Here is a 12991-nt window from a genome sequence, read left to right as displayed (position 1 = left end):
CGCTCACCGTACGCTCACTCACCGAGCCCGGCCGCCCGCAGCCGGGCCCGCACGGCATTCCACTCGGGTGCCACGGGCTCGCTGCGGTGCCGACCGACACCCCGGTCCTTGAACCCGCTGGAGGTGGACACGCAGACCACCGGGCCGTCGAAGTCCTCGTCGGCGCAGACCCGCAGCCCTGCCAGGCCGGCCGCCGCCGAAAGCTCCGCCCACAGGCCGGCTCGGGCCAACTCGGTTTGCGCGGCGCGTAGTTGCTCGTCCGTGAGCAGGACAGCGCGGCCCCCGCTACCGCGCACCGCGAGTACTCCGCGGTAGCTGTTCACCGGGCAGTCGATGCCGTACGCGTCGGTCGCACCGACATCCACATGCGCTGCCGGCAGCCCCTGGCGCAGGGCGGCGGCCAGCGGTCCGCCGACGGCGGGTTCGCAGGCGATCAGCCGGGGGACCCGGTCCGTGACCCCGAGGCGGCGCAGCTCGGCGAAGCCCTTCCCGATGCCGAAGAGCAGCTCGCCGTAGCCGGTCGGGACGAAGACGGCCGCGGGGACACCGAGATCGGCGTGGATCTCGTACGCGACCGTCTTGTAGCCCTCGGGCCCGAAGGCGTGGCCGGTATGGGTGCGGGTCTGGTTGCTGACGGGCTGCAGCCCGAAGTGCTCGGCGATCCGTCGGGTGAGCGGCCAGCGTGCCTCCTCCGGCACGGGCAGCACGACGGCGCCGTACGCGCGCAGGAAGGCGTCCATCGCCGGTGTCAGGTCGGTGGAGGTGAGGACGACGCGGGGGCAGCCAGGCATAGCGCAACGGCTTCTGGCGGCGGGGCTCTACGCCCTCCCCGGCCCGGTCCCGCTCCCGGACCGGGCCACCGCCGACGAAGCCCACGCCGGCCGCGAACGGGAGCGGCCGGCCGGCGGCACCACCGTCGGGCCGTACCAGCGCTGATCACGGCGGCTCCGGCGCCAGCCCGGACACGCGGCGGCCGGGACGGGCCGGCCCGCGGAGTCCGGTGACGGGCGCGCCTGCGGCCGGTCACGCCGGGCGGCATGGCCCGTCTTCGGCGATTCATCCGTCGTGCCTTCCGTGCCATGGGCAGCTTCGTGCGCGGTCCTGGTGCACTTCCGCGCCCTGGGCATCGGTCACGCCCCGCGCCGATCGGGTCACGACGAGAAGCACTGCCCGTCCGGCCCGCGCAGACGTCAGCGATGCGCTTCCGTCATCCGGTCCAGCGGTGCCTGCTCGATGAGGGGCAGGGTTCGCACGCCGTGCTCCCGGTTCCACGGAGTGCGGCACCAGGTCCCGGCGTCAGCGAGCACAGCCGACGTCCAGCACCTCGACCACGTCGTCGCGGATCGTGTACACGAGCCAGCACCACTCCCCGAACGCGGCTGCAAGGTCCGGCGCCCGTGTCTCGGCGTCGCCGGTGACCGCGCTGATGAGCATGATGATCTCTTCGTGCATCTCGTCCGGTACGTCGAAGAGAACGTCGGCGGCCCTTTGGATCATTTCGACTTTCATGGCACCTCCCGCACGAGCAGGAGCGGCACGGTCGGCGAAGCCGAGTCCTCCGGGCTGCGCTCGTTTTCCGAACAGAGCCCTCACGACCACCGTAAGCCCAAGGGCGTCCATCGATGTCGACGGATGAAGCCGAGTTCGGTCCGCACGTCCACGAACCGCGCCCACTCCTGCGGCTTGCGCAACAAAGCCAACACCAGCCACATCCTCCCCAGCCGCTTGACGCGCCAGGTTCCCTGAGGTCGGCCCATGACGACCGGCTCGGATTCACGGAACCTCGACGGCCAGGTCGTCCACCACAGCCCGTAGGCCGTCCTCGTGCCGTTCCGCCACACGCCTCTGTCGCGCCGAGCCGGACCCGTTCAGCCGGACATCCGCCAGCCAGTCGCCGACGCGCCGATCGTCGCCGTACCGGCCGAGGTGGGGCTCGACCCGTTTCCAGAGCTCCTCGATCAGCCGGCCGACGGTCATGGGAGCGCAGTCGTGGATGTGGGTCCCGGGGAGGGTCCCGCTCGGCCCGTGCCGGGCGGCTTGCCAGTACGCGGCCCTCAGCAGCAGATCGGGGGCCTCGGGGGCGAGTTCCCCGGCGCGTACCACCTCCACCGCATGCCCGACGAGGGCGCGGACGAGCAGTGCGTACGCGGTGGTGGCCCCGGCGTCGGGCAGCACGTCCGCGATGCGTACCTCGATGGTGGGAAGATGCGCCGAGGGCCGGACGTGCCAGTAGACCATGGCCGGATCCAGCGCCGCCCCGCTGCCCACGAGTTGGCCGACCACCTGTTCGTAGTGGGCCGCGCCGCGCAGGTGGGGAGGGGGTCCTGCCGAGGGCCATCGGCTCCACACCATCGAGCGCCAGCTCGCGTATCCGGTGTCCCTCCCGTCGCAGTAGGGGGAGTTGGCAGTCAGGGCCAACAGCAGAGGCATCCAGCCCCGCAGGTGATTGACCGCATGTACCGCTTCCTCCCGTTCGGCCACGCCCACGTGCACGTGACAGGCGTTCACGCCCTGCCCGTGGATCACTGGCCCGAAGCGGCGCGCGAGGGCCTGGTACCGCGCCTGGTCCAGGACGGGCGGCGGCCCGGAACGGCCCAGGACCGCCACGCCGCTGGGCACCAGCAGGCAGTCGTGCTCGGCCGCCGCGGCAGCCGCACCCGCGCGTAACCGGACGATCTCCGCCTCCAGTTCGACGCCCGTACGACACACCCCGCTGACCGTCTCCACCTGGGACTGCGACAGCTCGGGTACGACATGCGGCCCGCCGAGGTGATCGCGAGCGGCACACACGACGGAATGCGACCTGCAGACGGCCGACCTGGTGCCCCGGTCGGCCAGGACGAACTCCTCCTCCACGCCGACCGTCGGCGGTGCGGGCAGCTCCGGCGGGCACCCGGACCCGCCCGCGGCAGCAGCAGGGGTCACGGCATCAAACGGCTCTGGCACATCCAGCCCTTTCGGAAGACTTCGGAAGACACGGGACACCGGCATCCACTCGTCACGACTCCGCGCAGCTCGCGATCACTCCTCACGCGCCCGGGCGCCTAAGCGACTTGTCGACGAACCACGAGTGGGAATCGTCATGCTGAGCCTTCGGGCAAAGCCCCTGCAAGCGATTACCAAGCCACCATCGGACCGCACAGACCGACGACCAGGGTGTGGGCCAGTCCGTTCGTCCTCGAATCAATGATGCGCGAGGAGATTGACGCGAACATGGCCACGCCCTACCGTCTGACCGACTACCCGAACCTTGTTCGATATACCAAACAATGCTTGCCGTCCTGAAGGGCCCAACTCCCCCTTGGAGCACGCATGACCACCTCCCGTCGTCACTTCCTCGGCCTGGCGGCCACCACTCCCTTGGCAGTGACCGGCGCGCTCACCCTCGGCGCCGGCACCGCTCACGCGGCCGACTCGGCGTACGTGATGTGCTACTTCACCGAGTCGACCAGCCTCGGCGAGGGGACCGACTACGGCCTCCACCTCGCCGTCAGCACCGACTCGCTCAACTGGACACCGCTGAACCAGAACAACCCCGTCGTCACGCCCACCGAAGGCGACCTCGGGCTGCGCGATCCGTTCGTCCTGCGCAAGCAGGACGGCACGTTCGTCGTCCTGGCCACGGACCTCAAGGGCACCGACTGGACCTACGTCAGCCAGTACATCCACGTCTGGTACTCCACCGACCTGCGCACCTTCACCGGCTACCACCGACTGAAGCTGCACGACATGAACACCCACTGCTGGGCACCCGAGGCCTTCTGGGACGCGGGCCGGGGCCAGTACGCGGTCATCTACTCCGCCGTCAACGACAGCGGACACAACGTCATCATGGTCAACTACACGACCGACTTCGTCACCGCCTCCGCACCCCAGGTCTTCTTCAACCCCGGCCATGACGTGATCGACGGTGACATGGCCGTCGGCGTCAACGGCGCCAGCTACCTGTACTTCAAGAAGGACCAGACGCTCGTCGGCGCGAGGTCCACCTCACTCGAACCCGGGAGCTTCACGGAGTTCAGCACGGCCGTCTCCCGCGGCGGCACCGAGGCCCCGACCCTCGTCAGATCGCTGACGTCGAACACCTGGTACCTGTGGGGCGACACCTACACGCCCAACGGCGTGTTCTACGCCTGGCAGACCAACGATCTCGCCACGGGCACCTGGACCGCCCTCGACCAGAAGACCTACACCCAGCCGCTGAACTCCAAGCACTGCGGCATCACAGCCATCAGCAGGACCGAGTACGACAACCTCGTCGCCAAGTGGGGCGCGCCCGCCTGGAACCGCCTCAAGTCCTACAATTGTCCGGCCCGTTACGTCCGCCACAGCAATTTCGTCGGCCGTATCGACGAGTACCCCGTCGACCCGCCCACCGACTCGCAGTGGACGCTCGTCCCCGGCCTCGCGGACAGCGCGGGCGTCTCGTTCCGGTCGGTCAACCACCCCAACCGCTACCTCCGCCACTACGACTACCAGCTGCAACTGGACGTCAGCGACGGTACGTCGATCTTCGCCGCCGACGCGACCTTCTACCGCACAGCGGGCCTGGCGGACGCGGAGTGGGCGTCGTTCCGTTCCTACAACAACCCGACCCGCTACATACGGCACTCGAACTACGTGCTGCGCATCGACCCGATCTCCACGACCACGGACCGGCAGGACGCGACGTTCCGGGTCGGCTACTGACCGGGAGTCGCCGCGGTGCACATCCGGCTGCGGCTCTTCGTTGCCGTGCTCCCGCAGCGGCTGCCCGCGCACGGCGACGGGCCTACGCGCTGCGCGTGCGCCGCGGCCTGCCCGGCGAGGGCCTGAGGCTGTGGCTCGCGCCCGGCTGGCGCACGATGAAGCAGCGGGCATTCCCGGAACCTGGTGGACCTCACGAAGTTGCACTATCTTGCGGCACCGTTCTGCAAGGCATTTCAAGCCATCGGTGCTTCGGACGGCGCCGAGGCCTTCTCCGCACGCCTGCACTCCGGGAGCCGCCATGACCTCGATACGCCCTGCCCCGCCGCGCAGTCGACGCCGTCTCGCCACCGCGGCCGCGGCGCTGGTTCTGGCCACCGGCCTCGGCGCCCCGATCGCCCCCGGGCCCTTCGTGGCACGCGCGTCGGCGGCGACGGGCGGGGCACTTGGCGCGCACTACGACGCCACGGGCACGACGATCGACTTCCGCGTCCACTCGTCCCGGGCGACCCGCATCGACCTGTACCTGTACCGCACCGCGCTGGGCAGCCAGGAGGCCGCGATCGTCCCGCTGACGAAGGACTCCGCCACGGACGTCTGGGCGGCCAGTGTGCCGGTGTCCACCATCCAGGGCCAGTACGGGCTCACAGGCGCGGTCTACTACGGATACCGCGCCTGGGGACCCAACTGGCCCTACGACCCGGCCTGGACGAAGGGATCGAGCGCCGGATTCCTCGCCGACGTCGACGCGGCGGGCAATCGCTTCGACCCCAACAAACTCCTCACCGACCCCTACGCCCGCGAACTCAGCCACGACCCCGTCACGCCGGGCGGCGCCGACAGCACGGCCTACGGGACCGGCCCGCAGTACCGCACGGCGGACGACGGCGCCCTCGCTCCCAAGGGCATCGTGCTCCCCGACGACACCACGAGCACCGGCACCAAGCCCACCCGCGCCCTCAAGGACGACGTCATCTACGAGGTGCACGTCCGTGGCCTCACCGAGAACGACCCCTCCGTGCCCGCCGCAGAGCGCGGCACCTATGCGGGAGCCTCCCGCAAAGCGGCCGATCTGGCCGCGCTCGGTATCACGGCCGTGGAGTTCCTGCCGGTCCAGGAGACCCAGAACGACGCCGACGACGTCGACCCGGCCTCGACCGCAGGGGACGACTACTGGGGCTACTCGACCCTGGACTACTTCGCGCCCGACCGCAGATACTCCTCCGACAAGACCCCGGGTGGTCCCACCCGCGAGTTCAAGGCGATGGTCAAGGCCTACCACGACGCCGGCATCAAGGTCTTCACCGACGTCGTCTACAACCACACCGGCGAGGGCGGCCCCTGGAACACGAGCGACAAGAACACCTACAGCCTCCTGTCGCTGCGCGGCCTGGACAACCCCACCTACTACGAGCTGACCTCCGACATGCAGAGCCCGTGGGACAACACCGGCGTGGGCGGCAACGTCAACACCTACAACCCGGTCACCGGCAATCTGATCACCGACTCCCTGGCGTACTGGAAGGACTCCCTCGGCGTCGACGGCTTCCGCTTCGACCTCGCGCCGGTCCTCGGCAACACCTGTCAGGCCGGCTGCTTCCAGTTCAGCCGCACCGACCCCGGCACCGCCCTGAACCGCATCACGGCCCTGATGCCGGCCCGGCCGGCCGGCGGTGGCACGGGCACCGACTGGATCGCGGAGCCCTGGGCGCTGGGCAGCGGCACCTACCAGGTGGGCAACTTCCCGCCCGGCTGGTCCGAATGGAACGACAAGTTCCGCGACGGGCTGCGCCGCAGCCAGAACGCCCTGGGCGTGGAGAACGTCACCCCCGGCGAGCTCGCCACCCGCTTCAGCGGATCCTCGGACCTCTACCAGGACGGCGGCCGCGCCCCCTTCAACTCCATCGACTTCATGGTCGCCCACGACGGGTTCACCCTCGCCGACCTCTACCGGTGCAACGCCAAGAACAACAACCAGCCCTGGCCGTACGGTCCCTCCGACGGCGGCTCGGACTACAACCTCTCCTGGGACCAGGGCGGTGTCGCCACCGACCAGCGCAAGGCCGCCCGCAACGGTTTCGCGTTCCTGATGCTGTCCGCCGGAACGCCGATGATGACCGGCGGCGACGAATACCTGCGCTCCCTGAAGTGCAACAACAACCCCTACAACCTCGACTCCTCCGCCAACTGGCTCACCACCGGCTGGAGCGGCGACCAGAGCACCTTCCGCACCTACGTCCAGCGGCTCATCGCCTTCCGCAAGGCCCACCCGGCCCTGCGCCCGGCCGGCTTCTACACGGCCTCCGACACCAACGGCAACGGCATGGGCCGGCTCCAGTGGTTCACCCCCGCCGGCACCACCCCGGACGGCACGTACTGGTCCGACGCGAACAACCACGCCCTCGCCTGGCGCATCGACGGCACGGAGTTCTCCGACCCGGCCTCCGCGTTGTACGTCGGTTACAACGGCTGGTCCGGAGACGTCGACTTCACCCTGCCCGCACCGGGAGCCGGCAAGAACTGGTACCGCGTCACCGACACCTCCACCTGGGCCGAGGGCCCCGACCAGGTCGCCAACCCGGGCTCGGAGAGCCTGATCGGCGGCGCCGGTACCGTCTACACCCTCCACGCCCGCGCGACACTCCTGCTGATCGCCAAGTAGAGAGACGCGGCGGTGGCCTCACCTGACGGGGCGGGGCCACCGCCGCCTGTCACGCCCCGTCCGAAGCGTCAGGACGGACAGCCGGAGTCCGCAATGACGTAGTAGCCGGACGAGGTCTCCTCAAGGGTGTGGGTGACAGCGACGTTGTAGAGGCCCATGTTCTGGTTGGAGCCGTTGGCATAGACATAGCCGCCGCTCTGATGGGCGCGGCCCGCCGCCACCTGGTTGTAGTTGTTCGCGGTGAAGCACTGTGGCTGGTATCCGGTGGTGGTCGCCGAGACCGCCGACGACTGGGAGCCGACCTTGCCTCCGGAGTCCACAGCGGCGACCGTGTAGCCGTAACCCGTACCGGAGTTGAGCCCCGTGTCGGTGTACGACGTGCCGGCCGTCGATCCGACCTCGGTGCCGCCGCGGTAGACGTTGTACGACGCCGCGCCGCTCACCGCGGACCAGGACAGGGACACGGTGGTGTCGGTCGTGCCGGTGACCGTGAGCCCGGAGGGTGCCGGGAGGCTGCCGGTGCCGCTCCCGCCGGAGGTGTCGAGGCCCCAGAACTTCGCGGTCCAGTACGACGAGCAGATGTAGTCGAGGTAGTACGTGCCCGTGCTGCCGCACTGGTCGGTGGCGGAACCGGGGTTCACCGCGAGGCCGTGCGCCATCCCCGAGACGGAGAAGGTCTCCACCGCCGGCTTGCCGTTCGCGTCGTTGTACATGGCCTGTGTCGTGCCGCCGGTCAGGCTCGTGGTCGAGGACGGGGTCCGGCTGAGCCCCCAGACGTTCGTCCACTGGTCCCGTTCCTCGGTGGCGTTGGCCGGGTTGACCGTGCTGTCACCGGTGCCCTGCCAGATCGCGATGCGCGGCCACGGCCCGCCCCAGCCGCCGGAGGCGCTGCGCACCGCGTCGCCCCACTGTTGCGGCGTCTTGTTCACCGCGTTGTACTCGCAGGTCAGGCCGCTCGACAGATCGGTCGCGCAGCCGGCCGGGATACCGGAGTCGATGGCGCCGCCCGCGAACACGTCCGGGTAGTCGGCGAGCATGACCGAGGTCATCGCGCCACCGGCCGACAGGCCCGTGACGTAGACGCGGCTGGAGTCGCTGCCGTAGTGGGACTTGGCGTAGTCCACCATCTGCTTGATCGACAGTGCCTCGCCCTGGTCACGGGTGTAGTCGGAGGACTGGTACCAGTTGAAGCAGGAGTTGGCGTTGTTGGAGCTGGCGGTCTGCGGGAGGACCAGTGCGAAGCCGTACATGTCGGCGTACTTGGGCCAGCCCGAGTGGCTGTAGTAGTCGCTCGCGCTCTGGGTACATCCGTGCAGGGCCACGACCAGCGGCGCGCCGGACGGCAGGTTGTCGGGGACGTACTGGAACATCTGCAGATCACCGGGGTTGGAGCCGAAGCCCGTGACCTCCTGCAGGCTCGCGGCCTGCGCGGAGGCCGGGGAGAGGCCGAGGACCACTGCGATCAGGGACAGGACCAGCGCCGCCGAGGAGGCGGGGCGCGGCCACGTTCGGCGCCACCAGCGGCGCGGTAGCGAATGGGGGGATGTGGGGTTCATCGTGCCACCTGGGTGCTCGCGTCGGTCGGGGAGGTTGAGAGCAGCCGGGCCCCTTCTTCCCATGCGGGTGCGTGGCTGCGGAGTTACGGGGACGTTACGTCCGGCCTTACGCGGCCGTAATGGAGATGCGCCCCACCTCCCGGCAGTCGGGCGTGTGGGTCCTCAACGTTGTGAAGCGCTTCGCTCCGGCGGCAGGGAGTGTCGAGGTGGTTCCGGATGCGTGCCAGGGTGACGGTGCGGCCGGGTCGGGTGGCGAGGCAGATCAGGGCCGCTCCTGCCACTTCTCGCCTGTCGCGTCGGTAGCGTTCGATCAGGGAGCGGGACGGGCGGGAGCCGCCGCGCAGCAGGTGCCGCAGGTCGGGCAGGCCGTCAGGGGCGGCTGTCTCGTCGGCGACCGCCATCCGGATCGTGGGCAGTCGTCCGCGTCAGGCCGCCGCCACCGCCGAGCGTGCCTTGCGCCCGCTGTCCCCGGACCGGTCGGTCGGCGCGACGTCGTGGCCTGTGTGGCGTCGCCCGGTGCGCGTATCCCGGCCTGCTCACCCTCGCGTACTCGCTCGTCGGCGGTGACGTACAGGGACGTCAGGTGCTCGTACCCGGCGCCGCAGGTGACGTCCGCACCGACGTGTACCACCACGCCTCCCGCGAGCGCCCGGACGGCCGTGTTGCGCAGAGTCGCGACACTGAGTGCCGTCACAGGCGACACAGAGCCCGGCCACACCGTGCGAGCAGAGCGGCATCGGATCGAACCGTGCCGGCACGGCCGGATGCCCGGTGTGCGTCCGATGCTGTGCAGCGCGACGGGATGAAGGCGAAGGCATGCACGGACGGCCTGATCCCGCTGTCCACGACCGCGAGGACGACGACCGTCGCAGTGAACACGGCGTCCACGCGTCGGGGCGGCCAGGACGCTCCCGCGTGCCCGCGCACGACGTCACCCCAGGCCACGGCCCATGGGTCCGGCTCGGTGCCATGGATGATCAGGGCGCTGCTCGCGGAGGACGACGCGGCGGCGCGCGCATCCCCGGCAGGGTGTTCCTTCCGCGTTGAGATTCCGGGCACCCTCAGTCAGCATCAGGCATGGAAGGTACCTTTTATCCGGTTCTCAGGGAACGAACGGAGCGCTGTGAGTACTCCGCGGGACACTCCTGACGACACAGGGCGTGGAGTGGACGAGGCGATCCTCGCTGCACTCTTCTCCGAGTCGCCCATCGGCCTGCACGTCCTGGACACCCAGCTGCGCATCGTGCGCTTCAACTCCGCCGCGCGCCACATCCACTCCTTTCCCTTGGAGGGCTATCTGGGCCGCCCCCTGGGTGAGCTCCTGCGGGACTACGGCGTCGAGGACGCCGACGTCATCGAGTCCATGGTGCGCGAGGTCCTGCGCACCGGCACGCCCAGGCGTGACGTCCTGATGAGGCTGCGCTCGCGCCGTGAGTCGTACACGGAGGCGGCAGCCTCGGTGTCCTGGTTCCGGTTGCAGGATGCGCAGGGACGTCCACTGGGCGTGGCGGCGGCCCTCCTGGACGTCACCGACCGGTACCGGGCGCGGGCGCGGCTGGCCCTCCTGGAGCGGGCGAGTTCTCGCATCGGCACGTCGATGGACCTCTTCTGCACCGCCCAGGAGCTGGCCGACGCCGCCGTTCCCGAGTTCGCCGACACCGTCACGGTCGATCTGCTCGACCCGGTGCTGCGGGGCGAGGCGCCCGAGTTCGGACCGCTCGTCGACGGCATCCCGCTGCGCCGCGCGGGCTGGTCCTCGATGCACAGCATCGAGGAGTCCGGGAGCCCCATGGCCGGGGAGGTGAGCGGCTTCCCCGCCGAGTCACCGTTCCGGCACAGCATGGCGGACCTGCGCCCACGCCTGATCGGCCGGCTCGATCCCGAAGCCGGGTGGTTGAGTGATGAACCGTTCCGCCACCGCCTGCTGACGGCCGTCCAGGTCCACTCGATGATCGTGACACCGATGCGCGCCCGCGGTCTCGTCCTCGGACTCGCCTGCTACTACCGCTGGCGCTCCCCCGACGCATACGAGGACGACGACCTGACGCTCGCCGAGCAGCTCACCGCCCGAACCGCGCTGTGTCTGGACAATGCCCGACAGCACACTCGCGGCCGCTCGGCGGCTCGCCTCCTGCAGCCCACACCGAGACCTCCCGAATTCCCCGTCCACAGCGCGGTCGAGACCGCACACAGCTATGTGCCCTGCCAGTCCGGCGGCGACTGGTTCGACGTCATCCCCCTGCCCGGTGGCCGGGTGGCCCTGGTGGCGGGAGAGATCGCCGGACAGGGCACCGGTGCCGTGACCGCCATGGGAGAACTCAGAGCCGCCATCGGCGCCCTGGCCGCGCTCGACCTGCCGCCCGACGAACTCCTGGAGCGCCTGCACGAACTCGTCGCCCGGCTCAGTGGCCAGGAGTCCCACCCGTCGCAGGACGCCTCCGGCAACCTGATGGTGGGTGCGCATTGCCTGTACGCGATCTACGACCCCGTGACCCGGCAGTGCGTCATGTCCCGTGCGGGTGCACTGCGGCTGGTCGTCGTCCTGCCGGGCGGAAGCGCGGAACTCGCCGACATCCCATACGGCCCGGCGCTGGGACAGGGCATGCCCGCCTATCGGACGGTGGAGCGCGAGCTGCCCGAAGGCAGTGTCCTGATCCTCAACAGCACGGCGTTGCCGAGGGGCTGTTCACCGTGGGATGTCGAGGGTCGGCTCGACGAGGTGAGCGCGCTCTTCGCGGGCGGTCGCCGGTCGCTCCAGGAGGACTGCGACGCCGTCACGCGCGTTCTCGTCCACGAGCAGCCCGGTCGGCCCGATTACGACGCGAACGTACTGCTGGCCAGAACCCGCGCTTTCGGTCCCGACCGGCTTGCCTTCTGGGAACTGCGCCACGAACCCGAAAGCGCGTCGAAGGCCCGGAAGCTCACCGCCGACCGGCTCACCGCGTGGGAACTCGACGAACTCGCCTTCACCACCGAACTGGTGGTGAGCGAACTGGTGACCAATGCCGTCCGCTACTCGGACGGGCCGATCGGACTGCGGCTGATCCGCGATCACACCTTGATCTGCGAGGTCTCCGACACCAGCAGCACCGTCCCGCAGCTACGGCGGGCAGAGGACACCGACGAGGGCGGCCGCGGTCTCTACCTCACCGCCCAAATGACCCAACGCTGGGGCACCCGCCCCACCGGGCGCGGAAAGATCATCTGGGCCGAGCAGACCATCCCCGATCACACCCCGTGACTCTGCAGGCAGATGCCCCCGGCTCCATTCGAGGCCAGGGGCACAGTGGGCGGCCGAGCGGCGCGGGCACCACCGCTTCCGCAGCGAGAAGCCGCCGCACTCGATCCTGACCCACGGCGTGGAGAGCCGCGTGCTGCCCACCGCTCAGCGCTATGGCATGGGCGTGCTCACCTTCGGGCCGCTCAACTCCGGCTGGCTCTCCGGGCACGTGGATCCCACCGCCGGGCACCGCAGCGCCGGTGCCGGGGCGAAGATGTTCGACCTGTCCCGGCCCGGTGTACGGGCGAAGGCCGACGCGGTGCAGAAGCTCACCGCTCTCGCCGCCGAGGCTGGTCTGCCGCTGCCCCGTCTGGCCGTCGCCTGCGTCCGCACCCACCCGGCCGTCACCGCGGTTCTCATCGGCCCGCGGCGGCCCGAGCACCTCGCCGATCTCCTCGCCGGCGCCGACGTCGAACTCGACGACGACCTGCTCGACCACATCGACGCGATCGTCCCGCCCGGCGTCACTGTCAACCCCGGCGACTTCTCCATCGACCCCACCCCGCCCCTCACCGACAAGCGTCTGCGCCGCCGCTGAGGCACACAGGCAGGACGTTGCACGCTTCATCCCGCTGCGGGTACACGACGTGTGCCGCTCCGCGGGCAGCGACGCCGTCGTCGCCACACGTGAAGCACGGGAACGCTCATCCTGTGAAAAGGCCGCGCTGTACCTCTTCCATCCGCACTCGCCAGGGCCGCGGCGCCAACACCGTCACCGGATCCGGCCGAACCCGAACGTCCCGCGCCGCGTCATGGGCCGTCTCCGGTCGACCTGGCATTTTGCACCCCCGGCGACCCGGAGTGCCG

At 70.0% G+C, this 12991-nt stretch carries 7 protein-coding genes and 1 pseudogene; 4 read left to right on the top strand and 4 right to left on the bottom strand.

Annotated features, from left to right (window positions below; all coding sequences use genetic code 11):
* Nucleotides 1–14: 14 nt before the first annotated feature.
* The 3 genes and pseudogenes from ACWGJ5_RS03610 to ACWGJ5_RS03600 form a co-directional block, all read right to left on the bottom strand.
* Nucleotides 15–788: pseudogene (locus ACWGJ5_RS03610) on the bottom strand (threonine synthase); the annotation flags it as partial.
* Nucleotides 789–1296: 508 nt separating this feature from the next.
* Nucleotides 1297–1509 carry a hypothetical protein gene (locus ACWGJ5_RS03605; RefSeq protein ID WP_453308124.1) on the bottom strand — a complete coding sequence of 71 codons (213 nt, stop codon included), beginning with the start codon at nucleotides 1507–1509 and terminating at the stop codon, nucleotides 1297–1299.
* A gap of 264 nt (nucleotides 1510–1773) precedes the next feature.
* Nucleotides 1774–2925, bottom strand: a complete 1152-nt coding sequence (locus ACWGJ5_RS03600; protein WP_453308123.1) for a carboxylate-amine ligase — start codon at nucleotides 2923–2925, stop codon at nucleotides 1774–1776.
* Nucleotides 2926–3312: 387 nt separating this feature from the next.
* Between ACWGJ5_RS03600 and ACWGJ5_RS03595 the strand changes: the two genes are divergently transcribed.
* Together ACWGJ5_RS03595 and ACWGJ5_RS03590 are read left to right on the top strand one after the other, a co-directional pair.
* The gene (locus ACWGJ5_RS03595; protein ID WP_453308122.1) at nucleotides 3313–4689 is read left to right on the top strand and encodes a glycoside hydrolase family 43 protein; all 1377 of its coding nucleotides are present in this window, start codon (nucleotides 3313–3315) and stop codon (nucleotides 4687–4689) included.
* A 298-nt stretch (nucleotides 4690–4987) separates the two neighbouring features.
* On the top strand, nucleotides 4988–7348 hold the full coding sequence (locus ACWGJ5_RS03590) for an alpha-amylase family glycosyl hydrolase (RefSeq protein ID WP_453308121.1): 2361 nt from the start codon (nucleotides 4988–4990) through the stop codon (nucleotides 7346–7348).
* A gap of 68 nt (nucleotides 7349–7416) precedes the next feature.
* Here ACWGJ5_RS03590 and ACWGJ5_RS03585 read toward each other — a convergent pair whose 3' ends face one another.
* On the bottom strand, nucleotides 7417–8904 hold the full coding sequence (locus ACWGJ5_RS03585; protein ID WP_453308120.1) for an extracellular catalytic domain type 1 short-chain-length polyhydroxyalkanoate depolymerase: 1488 nt from the start codon (nucleotides 8902–8904) through the stop codon (nucleotides 7417–7419).
* A 1165-nt stretch (nucleotides 8905–10069) separates the two neighbouring features.
* Between ACWGJ5_RS03585 and ACWGJ5_RS03580 the strand changes: the two genes are divergently transcribed.
* Both ACWGJ5_RS03580 and ACWGJ5_RS03575 read left to right on the top strand, forming a co-directional pair.
* A complete protein-coding gene (locus tag ACWGJ5_RS03580) occupies nucleotides 10070–12145 on the top strand; it encodes a SpoIIE family protein phosphatase (protein WP_453308119.1) in 2076 nt (691 codons plus the stop codon).
* Entirely contained in the window at nucleotides 12132–12722 is a 591-nt protein-coding gene (locus tag ACWGJ5_RS03575) for an aldo/keto reductase (RefSeq protein ID WP_453308278.1), read from the top strand. Before ACWGJ5_RS03580 ends, ACWGJ5_RS03575 begins: the two co-directional genes overlap by 14 nt.
* Nucleotides 12723–12991: the final 269 nt, after the last annotated feature.

The organism is Streptomyces sp. NPDC054783, from assembly GCF_053611725.1.
Note: the sequence above shows the minus strand (reverse complement) of the source record. Positions and strands in the feature narration are given on the sequence as shown.